This window comes from Caproiciproducens galactitolivorans (assembly GCF_026672255.1).
Taxonomy (GTDB): domain Bacteria; phylum Bacillota; class Clostridia; order Oscillospirales; family Acutalibacteraceae; genus Caproiciproducens; species Caproiciproducens galactitolivorans_A.
The window spans coordinates 14,919-29,065 of the sequence record NZ_JAPOHA010000005.1 but is presented as its reverse complement, the minus strand read 5'-3'; the positions used below and the strand labels follow the sequence as shown (position 1 = coordinate 29,065).

The following is a 14,147-nucleotide window of genomic DNA, read 5'->3' as shown; positions in this document are numbered from 1 at the left end:
CCTTTACTATAGCATATTGAATCTCATAAGGTAATGCTGTGATTTTTCAAAGCCCTGATAGATACCGGAATTTCTTTTCCTAATTCCAAGATGAGAAAATTAATTCACTCGGAACGTTTTGATTTCGTACGGTTTGATTTCAAAGGAAAAGCTGTTTGCGCTATGTGCCAACGCTGCCTCTGTATTTTCCATCAAATTGCATTCTTCCACACGGTGGATGCTGTAATCGGACGATACGGTCACCTTTCCGCGCTGATTCTGATACTCGTACAGGCGCAAAATCATGGATTTTCCGTCTTCCGACAGCTTTACGGTGTCGAGCATGACATGCTCCGCGTTCAGCGAGAACAGAGAATAATTTTCCCCTTTTTGCCCCCCGGCCTGTGCGTAGAAAGGCTGGTTCAAAGCCGCCGCTTCCCGCGCGGTTCCGGCTTCGCGCCAGTTTCCCGCGTGGGGGTACAAAGAGTAGGTGAAGAAATGCTCTTCCTGATCGGCCACCGGGTTTGGCTCGATTCCGGATTTAATGAGCGTTAACGCCATATTGCCATCGTTTACGGAATGACCGTATTTGCAGTCGTTCAGCAGGCTTACGCCGTAACCGCCTTCACCCAGATCAATCCATCGATGGCCGCAGCTTTCAAACCGGGCAACATCCCAGCTCGTGTTATGGTGTGTTTTCCGTGTTACATTGCCGAATTGTATCTCGAACGTTGCCTCATCCGAATGGATTTCCACCGGGAAATGCACTTTGAGCAAATGCTGATGCTCTTTCCAGTCGATACGGTTTTCAAAATCAATCCGGCGGCTGTCGGCATAGAAATAGATTTTCTGCCGGAAGAAAGAATGCTGAAATTGATGCTCCACAAGCAGCGCCGCCCTTACCGGGCCGCGTTCCACCCATTCCATACGGAGCACATCGTCAACATCCCATGATTTTTCCGTGTGGAAAATATCGATATCCCAATTATCGTAATAGATGGGCTTGTCTTCGTATACGCGCATGAGATTGCCGCGCGTGTTCGGCTGAAGCACCTCGCGCCCGTTTTCTTTATCATAAACAGAGGTAAACGCCCCGTTCTCATCGATTTTAATACAGTAAAACGGCGTTTCTATCCCATTCGGCTGAATAAGAAACGGACTTTCCGTTTCGGTGGCATCTTTGCCGATTGCAAAACCGGCATACCCTTTTGAAGGAACCGATTTTACAAAGGCAACCGCGCCCTTTCCGGTCTTCTGTACCGGATAGGCCGCCCCGTCCCCGCCAATCAGCGACTTGATATTGCTGTCGTTCAGATGCACCACTCCGCCGTGTTCGAAGCCCAAGGTATTAAACACGGTCATTCCATCGCCGCCCTGAGAAAGTGCTTTCAGCCTTTCATAGATAAGGCCTTCCCCAAGCTGCCGAATCTCCTCGTATTCCTTTTTCGTTACCTCGTAGACCTCATGAATCGATGAGCCGGGAAGGATATCGTGGAACTGGTTCAGCAGTACGGTCTTCCACATGGATTGCAGTTCAGTCGACGGATAGGATACTCCCTTTGATAAAGCCAAAAGGGACAGCAGTTCCAAATCCATAAGCATCTGTTCACTCCTGCGGTTCGAGCGTTTATTCCGCGCCATGGAGGTATACGTGCCGCGATGGTATTCGAAATAAAGTTCGCCGACCCATGTCGGCAGGCGCGGGTTGTCTTTTACTCTCTCCGACAGCTCGTCAAAGTATTTTCCGGAAAACGCCTGCCGAACCTTCGGGATGCCCTTTACGCCCTTCTCCATCCGCTTCGAAACCTCGAGCATCTGGCGGGCCGGGCCGCCGCCGCCGTCGCCATAACCATACGAAATCAAAATATCATTATTGATTTCTTTGTTCTGATAGCGTTCCCAGCCCCCCATAATGGAGCCCGGGTGCAGGTTGCCGTTGTAGGTCGTAAAGAAATCTTTTTTCGGGTCCTGCTCTTCGCCCAGCGTTGTAACAAAATGGGTCAGAATCTCGCTGCCGTCAATTCCGCGCCATTTAAACGTATCATAAGGGATTTTGTTGAACTGGTTCCAGGAAAGCTTCGTCGTCATGAAATATTCTATACCGCTTCTTTTCATAATCTGGGGCAGTGCGGCGGAATACCCGAAAACATCCGGCAGCCACAATTCGCGGCTGTCCACGCCGAATTCTTCTTTAAAAAAGCGCTTGCCGTATAAAAACTGGCGCACAAGCGATTCGCCGGAGGTCAGATTGCAGTCCGCTTCCAGCCACATACCGCCTTCCGGTTCCCAGCGTCCTTCCTTTACCCTTTCCTTAACCTTTTCATACAGTTCGGGGTAACGTTCCTTCAAGAACTGATAAAGCTGAGGCTGGCTGGACATAAACTTGTAATCCGGATATTCATCCATTAATTTGAGCACCGTGGAAAAGCTGCGCACCACCTTTTCGCGGGTCTGGGCGACCGTCCACCACCAGGCAACGTCAATATGCGTATGCCCGATGCAAGTTGCGATCACGTCTTCGTAACCTGCCATATCCTGATAAAGCGCTTTGGCGATATATGCTCTCGCTTTATCGACGGATGTATAAAACGCCTTGGAATACACATCGCGCAAATCCAACATATTAATCGTTTTATTGAGCACCGTTTCCAGATCGAGGCGGGTTTTGCTGTCCTTATCCATCCGCTCAAGCGCCCAAACCGGCACCTGTAAATCATAATAAAGCCCCTGGATTTGCGGATTGATTTCCGTCATCTTTCCCAAAAGCTGAAACTCCGTGTGCAGAGTTCCCGAATACGCCTGCATATCCATTTGATAAACGTCACCGGCTTTTGCATTTTCCGTAATCAGCACTTCCCGGTGGTTCATATCGATGCCCTGCACGACCTCTCCATTCAGGAACAGTAAAAACTGCGGATTTTTTGCGTCGTCCCACTCATCAATTTGGGTACAGATATTCAGCCAAAGCGGTTTATGATGAAAGCTTTCGGGTACCGTCCATTGTGTACGAAACCAATAGTGGCGGTCTTTTCCGTACCAATGCATGGTGTGGCTGTCAAAGTCCTCCCATGGCTTTGGGTCGAGTTCCGCTTCGTTCGGGCGGAAGAAAAGCCCTTCTTTCATTTTCCAAAGGGAGATTTCCTGTTTCTGTACAACCGCTGATTTTTTCAGTTCATTGCAAATCACCTGGACACGTTCTTTGGCAAAAATCATGCTTTGTCCTCCTCCAAAGGATGTTGTTTCATATAATTGATCAGTTCATCCGCCGTAGTAAACGCAAGACCGGTTACCGTATCGGCGCAGCCGTAATAGATTGCGATTCTGCCGGTGTCCGCGTCCGTCAGCGCCGCGCACGGGAAGGTAACGTTTGGAACATCGCCTACGCACTCGTAGTATTCCTGCGGGCCTAAAATGTAATATTTGGAACGGCACTTCACTTTCCACGGTTTATCCCGATCCAGCAGAGCGCAGCCCATCCGATAGACGAACCCGTTGCAGGTTTGAATGACGCCATGGTAAATCAAAAGCCAGCCTTCGTCCGTTTCAATCGGAATCGGCCCGGGGCCGATTTTCTTCGACTGCCATGCGGAAGCGTCGCCCGGTACCGTACCCATTACGTAACGGTGCTTTCCCCAAAAAATCAAATCCGGGCTTTCACTGTAGAAGATATCCCCGAACGGTGTGTGGCCGGTATCGCTCGGGCGGCTGAGGATTGCGTAATTGCCGCCGATTTTGCGCGGGAACAGGACGCCGTTCCGGTTATAAGGCAGAAAAGCGTTCTCGCTCTGGTGGAACGTTTGAAAATCGAACGTCCATCCGAGCCCGATCGTCGGGCCGTGATAGCCGTTGCACCAGCTGATGTAATAGCGGTCCCCAATAAAACATACGCGCGGGTCATACCGATATTCGCGCCGAATGACCTCGCTGTCCCCTTCAAACGAAATCGGGTCGTGATGGATCGTCCAATGGATTCCGTCCTCGCTGAATCCGGCAAACAAATCCATGCTGACGGATTTGCTGTCACAGCGAAACAGCCCCGCAAAGCCTTTGCCGAACGGCACAACGGCCGAATTGAAAACGCTGTTGGAGCTGGGAATGGCGTCACGCGGTATGATCGGATTTTCCGTATAGCGCCATACCGGTGCGGTGCACCCCTCCGGCTTCTCCTGCCACGGGATATTGGGAAGCGGTTTATCCATTATTTTGCTCATAGAAGTTTCTTCCTTTCTCATTCTTATAAATTTGGCCGGTGTATATTGTTTCCCATTATATACCAAATAGGGCGGGAGACCAACCGGTCCCCCGCCTATAAAAAGAGAAGGGATTTATTTTTTAAATTGTTCGTCGATTTGCTTTTGCGCTTCCGCAATGATTTTATCCATTCCGGCCGCTTTCATTTCCTGAATCACCTGAGGAACAATTTCGTGCGGGTCCTTTGCTCCGGTTTTTACATTATTTTTATATTTATCCCAAACGGCCCGCACGTTCTGAACTTCGTTGCGAACCGGTTCCCTGTCAAATGTAAAACCGAGAATGACCGATTTTTCCGCAGCCTCATTTAATTTTTTGATTTGTTCCCACTGGTCGGTCGGCACGCCCTCGTCAACCGAACGGGTTGCCGAAGTACCCTGTGCATAGCCGGGAAGTCCCCAGTCCATTCCGATTACGCGCTTAACCACGCCTTTTTCTTTATCTACATAGTTGAAGTTCACGCCCTCTTTGCCGTAGGACCACATGTCGCGCAAAGTACGGTCCGTATTTAGCAGTTCAAGGTACTTCAGGCATTCCGCCTTATATTTTGATTGCTTGGAAATCACCTGTAAAGAGCCCTGAATGGTTGAGTTGGTGTAAACCGGGCCGGCCATTTTTTCCATAACCGTATTTCCGTCGGAGATATCCATATTAATGGCAAAGGACTTTTCTAGGCCCGGGTATGCCTGCGTGGAGAACACGGTCCGGTATCTCGGCAGCTCGGTGCAGATTGCCGCGTCCTTATTCATGATGCCGTCTTCCATCCAGGAGTGAAGGATGGACAGGTCTTCCATCACTTCCGGCTGCTCCAGCACGGATACCACCTTACGCTCCGGATCGTCCACGCGCACGCCGATCGTCGGAAGCCCCAAAGTCATGTCATCGTAGTTCATCAGCATGCCTTTCACGCCGTCAAAGTCGACAATGAACGGGTAAAAGTTCTTATTCTTCGCGCCTTCTCCCTTTTTAATCTCGCGCAGAATCGGGTCGAGCTGTTTGAGTGTTATGGCATTTTTGGTATCAATATGATACTTCTTTACAATTGCTTCGTCCCAAATCCAGTACTCTGTCTGCGCGGAATCCTTGTAGGCCGGAATTGCGTACAGCTTGCCTTTGATTTTTGCACCGGACCAGACATCTTCCGGTATCAGCTTCGTTAAACCGGGCACTGCCTTGAGGTCCTCATCGGTAATCTCCGCCAGTGCGCCCTGCGAGACCTGCTGTGCATATTTTGTATTATCCGAGAACATAAAATCAAAATACTCGCTCGTATTGATGATCTGATTCATCTTGGTTTCCCAGTCGCCCCAGCCGGCAACCTTCAAATTGATTTTCACGCCGATCTTTTTCGCCGTATAATCGTTCATCGCCGCCAGACCTTCGTCGAGGTTTTTCGGCTGGTTGCCGATCGTCCATACGGTCAATGTAGGGATTTCCTTCCCGCTGGTCTTTACATCCGATGATGCGTTCTTCGTTTGGCATCCCGCCAGCGAAGAAGTCATGAGTGCCGCCGCACAGAATCCGGAAAGAATTCTCGTTATCTTTTTCATATACAATTCTCCTTACTGCTATTTTAAAATTATTCTTTCACCGAACCCACTGTGAGGCCGGAGATAAAATATTTCTGGAAGAACGGATAGGCGCACGCGATCGGCAAAATAATCAGAATCGCAATCGCCATACGGCTGCCTTCTTTGGGAAGGTTTGCAACCAATTGTGCAGCCTCCACACCCATAAACGCCCGGTTCTTTGAGAGATACTCCACATTCTGCATTGTCATATTCAGCAACGCCTGCAGGGAGTACATTCTTTGATTATCGATGTACAGCATCGATTGGAACCAATCGTTCCAGTAGCCGAAACAAAGGAACAGCCCAATCGTTGCAAGAACCGGCAGAGAAAGCGGAAGAACAATCCGGAAATAGATGCGCAGCTCCGACGCACCGTCGATCTTTGCCGATTCGATTACGGAATCCGGAATCGTCGTTCGAAAATACGTCCGGCAAATAATAACATTAAACGAGCTTACGGCAATCGGAAGAATCAGTGCCCACACAGAATCTTTCAGATGAAGCAAATTGGTATTGATATAATAGCTTGAAACCATTCCTCCATTGAAAACCATCGGGATAAAGACCATCCAGGTCAGTAACTTGTTCAGTTTATACTCCCGGCGGGATAAAACATAGCCGAGCGTTGTCGTAAGGATAACCCCGATGACGGTACCCACAACCGTAACAAACACCGATATTCCGAGCGCAGGGAAAATCAAATGTCCCTGCTGTGCTAAGAATTTGTAAGCCTCAAAGGAAAACTCCTTTGGGATAAACTGATATCCATTTTCCAAAGCTTTCTCGCTGGTAAGCGAGATCATCAGCACAAATAAGACCGGAACGACACACATGATGGCCAGAATTAAAAAGATAAAATTAAACAAAACATTCGTGCCCGGTTTGATCCGGTTGAATTTTTCGAGCCCGCTTTGATATGTTACCTTGGTTGTCATACTCCCTGCCTCCTTAAATTAATGCATTTTCCCTGTCGAATTTTTTAACAATCGCATTCGTTACCAAAATCGTCGCGCACCCCAAAACAGACTGCACGAATGCCGCCGCGGAAGCCATACCGGTTGAAGCGGTTTTCAATTGCTGGAAAACGAACACGTCAATCGTATAGGTAACATTGTACAAGGAGCTGGCTCCTCTGGGAACCTGATAAAACAATCCGAAATCGGAGTAAAAAATCCTGCCGACAGACATAATGAACATCATGACAATGACCGTTTTGAGCAAAGGCAGGGTAATATATTTCATCTGCTGCCATTTGGTGGCTCCGTCGATAATCGCGGCTTCGTAATAGGTACTGTCGATGCTGGTAATCGTCGCGAGGTAGACAACCATGCCGTAGCCCAGACCCTTCCACATATTCATGAAAATCAAAAAAGGAGGCCAAAAGCCAGGCGTATCGTACCAGCTTACCCCTTCGCCGCCGTGAGACTGGATAATCTGGTTAACCAGGCCTTTATCGATGCTTAAAAAGCCCCAGACAACCGCCGATACGACCACCCACGATAAAAAGTACGGCAGGAACATCGCCGTCTGGTATACTTTTCCCGCCCGTTTATTATGGAGCTGGCCGATCATCAGTGCAAGCGTAACGGGAACCACGATTCCTAAGATAATAAAAACGATATTGTACAGAATGGTGTTCCGGGTAACCACCTTGATCGCGTCTGAAGTGAACAGGAAAACAAAATTTTCGAACCCGCACCATCTGCTTTCTATAAAACTCTGCCAAAACCCTCCGGTAATCCGGAAATCTTTAAACGCGATTATGATTCCAAACATGGGCAAATAGCAAAATAAAAGGAACCATATCGTCGTTGGCAAAGCTAATAAGCTTAATTCCGTATCATCTCTTGTCCAGCGCTTCTTTGTGCGCTTTTTCTCCTCCTGTTCCACCCTGATTTCTTTCATACAATCACACCTTCCCTGGTTTTCGCCATGCCGGATATCTTCGTACCCAACGAATATTTCAACCTCCAGACGAAATAAAGAAATACCGGAAAGTAAAGTTTCTGCTTCGTACAGCCGACCGAAGCGTTGCTGCATCCTTTACTTTCCATTACGCTGTAAATTATACACTAATTTAGACAAATAAACATGTAATTTTATGTGCATTATGTAATTAGTAAATAAAATCTGTGATTTTTAAACTTGCTTAATTTTTCATTTCAATTTGGAAATCAGGCAGGCAGCCGGTACGTTGTTTTCTTCACCAGCTCTCTGAATCCATGCGGAAATAAAATTACCCCCGGCAATGGGCCGGGGGTCTGCAAGATATTTTTTAAATGAAGAATAGTTTCCTTTTCTTCTCAAATAATAGATTCGGAGGTGTTTTTATGACATTAACACAAAAAGAAACCACGCTGTTGCAGGACTTGAAATCGCAGGAACAGTTATGCATCGATAAATATTCGAAATATTCTTCCGACGCCTGCGGCAGTAAACTGAAAGACCTTTTTTCAGAAATCAAGCAGACGGAGCAGCAGCATTTTACGACCGTGAATCAAATTCTGGGCGGCACCGTTCCCCAAGTCGGCGGCGGCAGTCAGGCCAACTCTGCGCAATCGGATTACAATTCCCAATACAGTGAGCAGGACAAGCAAAAAGACAAATTCCTTTGTACGGACGCGCTGTCCACAGAAAAGCATGTATCTTCGCTTTACAACACCTGCATCTTTGAATGCAAGGATACCAACGTCCGTAATGTGCTGAACCACATTCAAAAAGAAGAACAGCAGCACGGTGAAAAAATCTATAATTTTATGTCACAAAACGGAATGTACAGTTAAGTAGGACAGAAAGTCAATTTCAGAGAAAATTTCATCCATTCGATAAAGAATCAACTTAGGTTGGTTCTTTTTTTATTCCCGGCATTCGGCCAGCCTCCGAATCTTATGGCTTATATCGATTTCAAAAGGAACAAATAACATCTTGAACAAAACCACTCTTGCGATCAGTAAGAGCGGTTTCCAGTCTAAAGGCAAAACATCCTTCGAATATAGTAAACCATGGATAAAATTGATACATTATTGTTGAATTTTATGATATGTGAGAATATACTAAATATTATCTAACTGAATAAAGGAACCTCAAGCTGTCTCTATTCAGATTATTTATAAACTAAGCAGATAAACAGGAATTTATATAGCCGAACTACAGGTAAACTACAGGTCTACCAGATTAAACTGTAGGTCGGTTGAGTAAATCAGAGGGGAATGATACGATGCAATCATCAAATAAACGGAGGAATGACCCTATGAAAAAACAAACACTTGGAATGATGATTACATACCTTAGAAAAGAAAACGGAATGACCCAGCTGGAATTGGCGGAAAAAATGAATGTTACAGACAAAGCCGTATCTAAATGGGAAAGAGATTTATCCTGCCCAGATGTAAATTCTTTGCCGAAACTTGCGGAAATATTCGGAATAACCGTTGACGAACTTATGCAGATTAAATCAGAAGCACAACTGGACGGCAATACAAAAGATATTAAAAACATGATTGCGTTTATTTTTAAAGCAGTTTCTTTAGCAATGGGTATTGGAGTTATTGTTTTGTCAATCTTGAAAGAGATAAATATGTATTCTGGTTTTACTATGTTGGGAATTGGTTTGGCATGTGCGGGAATCTCCCTTTTTCAGAAGAAAGATAAAGAAGTCTGATTATTTATAATGTGTGAGGTTTAAATGGACTATAAATTAATAACACAATATTGGGAAGATATCACAAAGCAGGACGAACAGAGACTAAGGGAATACTTCTGCGAAGATGCTTGTATCCGCTGGCATAACACAAATGAACAATTCAATGTTGAAGAGTTTCTAAGGGCGAATTGTGACTACCCCGGAAAATGGGATGGAACAGTTGAACGAATGGAACAGATCGGCAATCTTGTCATTACCGTTGTGCATGTATGGACTGAAGGTATGTCATTTCATGTGACTTCCTTTATGAAAATGAACGGTAACCGCATTGTGGCAATTGATGAATACTGGGGCGACGACGGATGTGCACCGCAATGGCGTATGGAAAAACACATCGGAAAGCCAATTCAATAATTTGTTTATAATTCGTAGCGAATAAGACCCAAAATAGCCGATTATCTTTGCAAAAGAGGTCGCAACAGATAAAAAACAATATTGTTGGCCCAATCGTACTATTGGGATGCATTGATGCCGAAAGTTTATATGAATTAATTCGAAAAAGTACCCGCTTTGAAATGCGGAATTTTAAAGCTCTAACATATAATTTTGAATAATCTTATCGGATTGAAACACTATGTTATCGAAATTACACTTCATAGGGCTGCTTAGACCGAATTTTAGTGAAATTTCATAAGGTTCAACGCCAATGATCAATCCGGAAAAATCAAGCCGCAAAAAATTCAGCAAATGACAGTTGTGCAGTGAAATTCCGTTCTGGAATGGGGTAACCTTGTTATCAAACGGTATATGTTGTATGGTTCCCGGAGTTTTTCCCATTTTCACGGCGTCAATAAGAATTACGTATTTGGTCTTAATGAATGGAATTACCCAATCCGCATCGGTTTCACCCACTACATAAGAAATACGGTTGTCCGGATTTTTGGCAGCCAGCGCTTCCACTACATCATTTCCGATTCCGTCATCACAGTAAAGCCGGTTTCCCACACCAATAACGGTTATCAGGCTCATGACATCACCTGATATGTTTTTGCTTCCTGGCCGGGACAAAGTACATGAGTCGAACAGGAAACGCATGGATCGAAGGAACGCAGAATCCGGCCAATTTCTACCGGATTTTTGCTGTCGGCAATCCGCGTTCCAATCAGAGCCTGTTCAGACGGCCCCAGAGACTGTTCATCCCGCGTTGAAAAGTTCCAGACAGACGGCGTAATGATCTGATAAAATGAAATAACCGCATTCTCTATTTTTATCCAGTGGCCTAATGCGCCCCGCGTAGTGTCAATAAGACCGACGCCCTTGGCCTGCCGAGGAATTTCATAGCGGCTTTGCGTATCCGCGCCCGGAATGACGTTATCAAGTAAAACAGACAGTATATCAACGATTTTTCGGGTCTCATACACACGTGCGACCGTTCTGTCCATTGCAGAAATCCGATTCGGATAACATCCGGCCAAAATCTGCCGGGCGAGCGGCCCGACTTCGCACGGCTTTTCCAGATAACGCGGGGCCTTAATCCACGAATAGGCTTTTTGCTTCTGCATATCCGGTTCTGAAACGGTTTCAAACGGTTCATAGTTATCCTGCCCTGAATACCAGGCATAATCGATCGATTCTGTAATGTTGTGCGGATCATACGGAACTTTCTGTCCATCCAAACAGACGCCGGGATCCAGATATAGCGTACCAAGCGAATTATATTGATGAAAGCAGCCGTAACTTAACAGATTTTTGCATCCGCCGCCCATCTGGAAATAATCCGGATAGTAATGAGCGATGAGATTCGCATCTTCCGTCATTTTCGTTGTGACAAATTCCTTTATTGTGCTCAGCATAGACTTCATCTGAACAATGGTATCGGCATCCGGCCTGACAGTCACTCCGCCAATAAAGACTCCATGGTTATGCGGTGCTTTACCGCCAAGCACAGCCAGCATGTCATGTGCCTGCATACTCATTTTCAGCGATTCAAAATAATGATCGGACAGAATTCTATTTTCTTCCGGCGGTAACCGGAAGTCATTTCCGACCGTATCAAACAACGGCAGTTTATCCGGCATCCGTACATAATCAGGAATCGTATACTGATAAAAATGGCGGATATGATTTTGCAGGAACTCACAGCCATGGACAATATCACGCAGGATGCGGCCCTGTTCCGAAGGAGAGATTTTCAAAGCATCTTCCAGTGCAAGGGAGGATGCCATGGAATGCGCTGCGGAACAGATTCCGCAGATACGCTGGGTAAAATAAACGGCGTCAAAAGGACTGCGGTTCAGAAGAATTTTTTCAAAGCCGCGAAACAGCAGGCCGCTGTTCATTGCCTGCGTTACGACACCATTTTCAACATCCGCTTTAACCTGCAAAAATCCGCTGATCCGTGTGAGCGGATTAATTAAAATACGTTCAGCCATTTTCACTCCTCCGCTTTCGAAACATCATAACTGATAAAGGGTTCCATTTGATCGGGAAAGCCGAACTGCGCGCAGCCAATGCATGGTGTGCTGCTGCCAACCGGCCAGTTCACGTGTCCATTCCATTTACGAATGGGGCAGTCAATCGGGGTAATAGGCCCTCGGCAGCCCAATTTGAACATACAAGCCCCGTCACCCAGTTTTTTTGCAAAAATACCCTTGTCGAAGAAAGATCGTCTTTCACAGCGGTCATGGATCGTCTGGGAATAGAACATAACCGGCCGGTTCCGGCGGTCGAGTTCCGGGTCACCATAAAGCAATAAATGAGCAAGTGTGCCGGTGAACCAGTCGGGGTGGCAGGGACAGCCCGGAAGCTGAATTACTTTTCTTTGCAATACGCTCGCAACACTTACGCAGCCGGCCGGATTTGGTTTTGCCGCCGATACACCGCCATGAACCGCACAGGCACCTACCGCAATAACATGGGATGCCCGTGCCCCAAGAAATTTGACTGCGGCAAGCGCTGTAAGCGGTTTTCCGTCCATGGAGCCAATAATATTGTAATAACCGTTGTTTGCTGTTGCCACAGCACCCTCAACGGCTAAAATATAGGGAGTATTTATAATATTCTTTAGCTTTTGAGTTGCCGCTTCTCCTTCTGCGCTCATCAGGCTGTTACTGTATACGAGATTCACCCATATCGGTTATAAGGTATTGGAAATTCGGATTATGCCCATCCAAAAGAGATATAATATTTCCGGAACAACCGGTTAATTCCAGCCAAATCAGGTTGGTTTTCGGCTGTTCCGGTCCGCTTTTTTTCTGTAATTCCCGGATCAGACAATCTGTTAATGGATACTCCCGTGTTTGTACAGGCATTAAATCATCTTCCCAACAATAGGCAATTTTTCAAGAATCGGCTGTCCGGCATGGCAGGAATTGAATTGCGCGGTGAGGTCATTCCCGGCGGACAATCCAAAATGGGTAGCCGCTCCCCACGCAGCATTGTTTGTTACATCGTACACTGTCCCATTGACCGCTACATAGGCCGGATTTCCATTTTTTCCGTTAAATGCAGAGAGTTCCTCTTTGGTGAATTGGCGGCTGTTGGAAAGCGGAAGCGCATTTGCGGTCATTGCAGCAGTTGGGAGCAAGGTACCGTCTAAATTATTGATCAAATACAAATCATAAACCTTACATCCCAGATAATTCAGGATGTTATTCCTTGTTTCATCACAAGGAGAACTGTACAGCAAATTGATGCAGGCATTGATTTCACAGATCGTTCTGTTTGCTTCATCGCGGCGGTTCATGGCCTTCCTCCTAATCTATATTCCGGAATTCTTTATCATATTACGCCGCACTTTTATTTGGTGACTGCCTTCAGAACAACAGCAGCAGGTTGACCGGATGCTCTATGCAAGCAGTCGACCTCTTACGGCTTACTCCCTAAAGGAGCAATTCTTTGACGTCCTTGACTCAAAAAACAGCATTTCCGCCGGAACAGCACTTCCTCGCCGGAGCATAGCGGCCCAGAACAGTAGACTTAAAAAGTTTTCTGATTGTGGTGATACAATGGTTCGCTGGTTTACCCCAACTATTGTCAAAGAGCCTTTGATCTTAAATGCGCCTAAACGGCGGCATTCTTCGATTATTTTACAGGATTTTTTCTCCGAATACACGAAATAAAAAGAGCACCCTTGCGGATGCTCTTTTTGTTTTGGTGAACCATCGGGGATTCGAACCCCGGACACCTTGATTAAAAGTCAAGTGCTCTACCGACTGAGCTAATGATTCATAAATGTAACTTATATATTATATCAGTTTTCGACACTGATGTCAACTATTAATTTGCCTGCCCGCGTACAAAGCCCGCAGACAGGCGCGTTTTGGCTGGGCTGGCAGGATTTGAACCTACGGAATGACGGAGTCAAAGTCCGTTGCCTTACCCCTTGGCTACAGCCCAATATAAAGCGCGGAGCACTCAGCTTGTCCGCGCCTAATTTTTTTAATGGGGTGGAAGATGGGATTCGAACCCACGGTCTCCAGTGCCACAAACTGGCGCTTTAACCAGCTAAGCTACATCCACCATCATATGGCGCGCCAAAAGGGACTCGAACCCCTGACCTACTGCTTAGAAGGCAGTTGCTCTATCCAGCTGAGCTATTGGCGCATAACCATGGAGCGAGTGATGGGAATCGAACCCACACGACCAGCTTGGAAGGCTGGAGTTCTACCACTGAACTACACTCGCATTTTAGCGACGGCTAT

At 46.4% G+C, this 14,147-nt stretch carries 11 protein-coding genes, 5 tRNA genes and 2 pseudogenes; 4 read left to right on the top strand and 14 right to left on the bottom strand.

Annotated features, from left to right (window positions below; all coding sequences use genetic code 11):
- Positions 1–99: 99 nt before the first annotated feature.
- From OUY18_RS05920 to OUY18_RS05900, 5 genes are all read right to left on the bottom strand, one after another.
- A complete protein-coding gene (locus OUY18_RS05920) occupies positions 100–3,192 on the bottom strand; it encodes an alpha-mannosidase (RefSeq protein WP_268057821.1) in 3,093 nt (1,030 codons plus the stop codon).
- Positions 3,189–4,190 carry a glycoside hydrolase family 130 protein gene (locus OUY18_RS05915; protein ID WP_268057819.1) on the bottom strand — a complete coding sequence of 334 codons (1,002 nt, stop codon included), beginning with the start codon at positions 4,188–4,190 and terminating at the stop codon, positions 3,189–3,191. The genes OUY18_RS05920 and OUY18_RS05915 overlap by 4 nt, the downstream gene beginning before the upstream one ends.
- A gap of 114 nt (positions 4,191–4,304) precedes the next feature.
- On the bottom strand, positions 4,305–5,780 hold the full coding sequence (locus OUY18_RS05910; RefSeq protein ID WP_268057818.1) for an ABC transporter substrate-binding protein: 1,476 nt from the start codon (positions 5,778–5,780) through the stop codon (positions 4,305–4,307).
- 29 nt (positions 5,781–5,809) lie between these two features.
- Positions 5,810–6,736: a carbohydrate ABC transporter permease gene (locus OUY18_RS05905; RefSeq protein ID WP_268057817.1), complete on the bottom strand. Its 927-nt coding sequence runs from the start codon at positions 6,734–6,736 to the stop codon at positions 5,810–5,812.
- 13 nt (positions 6,737–6,749) lie between these two features.
- Positions 6,750–7,706, bottom strand: a complete 957-nt coding sequence (locus OUY18_RS05900; RefSeq protein ID WP_268057816.1) for an ABC transporter permease — start codon at positions 7,704–7,706, stop codon at positions 6,750–6,752.
- A gap of 425 nt (positions 7,707–8,131) precedes the next feature.
- Between OUY18_RS05900 and OUY18_RS05895 the strand changes: the two genes are divergently transcribed.
- The 3 genes from OUY18_RS05895 (at position 8,132) to OUY18_RS05885 (ending at position 9,858) form a co-directional block, all read left to right on the top strand.
- Positions 8,132–8,584, top strand: coding sequence for a spore coat protein (locus tag OUY18_RS05895; protein ID WP_268057814.1), 453 nt, complete (start codon positions 8,132–8,134; stop codon positions 8,582–8,584).
- A gap of 467 nt (positions 8,585–9,051) precedes the next feature.
- Complete coding sequence (locus OUY18_RS05890) at positions 9,052–9,462, top strand: helix-turn-helix domain-containing protein (protein ID WP_268057813.1); 411 nt, start codon at positions 9,052–9,054, stop codon at positions 9,460–9,462.
- A 24-nt stretch (positions 9,463–9,486) separates the two neighbouring features.
- Positions 9,487–9,858, top strand: coding sequence for a nuclear transport factor 2 family protein (locus OUY18_RS05885; RefSeq protein WP_268057812.1), 372 nt, complete (start codon positions 9,487–9,489; stop codon positions 9,856–9,858).
- Between the two features lie 171 nt (positions 9,859–10,029).
- Here the strand turns inward: OUY18_RS05885 and OUY18_RS05880 are convergent, their stop codons facing one another.
- The 4 genes and pseudogenes from OUY18_RS05880 to OUY18_RS05865 form a co-directional block, all read right to left on the bottom strand.
- Complete coding sequence (locus OUY18_RS05880; protein WP_268057811.1) at positions 10,030–10,473, bottom strand: hydrogenase maturation protease; 444 nt, start codon at positions 10,471–10,473, stop codon at positions 10,030–10,032.
- Positions 10,474–10,577: 104 nt separating this feature from the next.
- Positions 10,578–11,783, bottom strand: a pseudogene (locus OUY18_RS05875) (nickel-dependent hydrogenase large subunit); the annotation flags it as partial.
- Between the two features lie 95 nt (positions 11,784–11,878).
- Positions 11,879–12,755: pseudogene (locus OUY18_RS05870) on the bottom strand (hydrogenase small subunit).
- Complete coding sequence (locus OUY18_RS05865; RefSeq protein ID WP_268057808.1) at positions 12,755–13,189, bottom strand: cytochrome b5 domain-containing protein; 435 nt, start codon at positions 13,187–13,189, stop codon at positions 12,755–12,757. Before OUY18_RS05865 ends, OUY18_RS05870 begins: the two are co-directional and overlap by 1 nt.
- Before the next feature lie 64 nt (positions 13,190–13,253).
- Here OUY18_RS05865 and OUY18_RS13870 point away from each other — a divergent pair, with 64 nt between their 5' ends.
- A complete protein-coding gene (locus tag OUY18_RS13870) occupies positions 13,254–13,565 on the top strand; it encodes a transposase (RefSeq protein WP_419196124.1) in 312 nt (103 codons plus the stop codon).
- Positions 13,566–13,597: 32 nt separating this feature from the next.
- On the opposite strand, the gene OUY18_RS05860 is transcribed toward OUY18_RS13870, so the two are convergent.
- The 5 genes from OUY18_RS05860 to OUY18_RS05840 all read right to left on the bottom strand — a co-directional run bounded on the left by OUY18_RS05860 (position 13,598) and on the right by OUY18_RS05840 (position 14,130).
- A tRNA-Lys gene (locus OUY18_RS05860) sits at positions 13,598–13,673 on the bottom strand.
- Positions 13,674–13,766: 93 nt separating this feature from the next.
- Positions 13,767–13,842: transfer RNA gene (locus OUY18_RS05855), tRNA-Gln, on the bottom strand.
- 46 nt (positions 13,843–13,888) lie between these two features.
- A tRNA-His gene (locus tag OUY18_RS05850) sits at positions 13,889–13,965 on the bottom strand.
- A 7-nt stretch (positions 13,966–13,972) separates the two neighbouring features.
- Positions 13,973–14,049 (bottom strand) — tRNA-Arg (locus tag OUY18_RS05845).
- A 7-nt stretch (positions 14,050–14,056) separates the two neighbouring features.
- Positions 14,057–14,130, bottom strand: a tRNA-Gly gene (locus OUY18_RS05840).
- Positions 14,131–14,147 lie beyond the last annotated feature (17 nt).